The sequence below is a fragment of the Streptococcus pseudopneumoniae genome (assembly GCF_001072375.1).
GTDB lineage: Bacteria > Bacillota > Bacilli > Lactobacillales > Streptococcaceae > Streptococcus > Streptococcus pseudopneumoniae_L.
On the sequence record NZ_JVKV01000048.1, the window covers coordinates 1 to 341 of the forward strand.

At 45.7% G+C, this 341-nt stretch carries 1 protein-coding gene; it reads right to left on the reverse strand.

The genetic code is table 11. The features are described from left to right. The coding region (locus ADH31_RS03760; RefSeq protein WP_049509072.1) for an ATP-binding cassette domain-containing protein at window positions 1–341 on the reverse strand (341 nt) is incomplete at both ends.

Here is a 341-nt window from a genome sequence, read left to right on the forward strand (position 1 = left end):
GCCATAACAGTCAAGGTGTCAGAGATTTCTTGGAACATCTGACGATCTGTCTTATCTCCACGGTAGATTTGGTTGTAAAGAATGCCGTCTTTGATAAAGAGCACGCGCTTGGCCCTGCTAGCAGCTGCTGTTGAGTGGGTTACCATGAGAATAGTTTGTCCGCACTCATTGATTTCATCAAAAACATCAAGAAGTGCTGCAGATGACTTGGAATCAAGCGCTCCTGTTGGCTCGTCCGCAAGGAGAATTTCAGGTTCTGTAATGATGGCGCGTGCAACTGCAACCCGTTGTTTTTGTCCTCCAGAGATTTCATAAGGGTACTTCTCCTGCAATTGATTGAT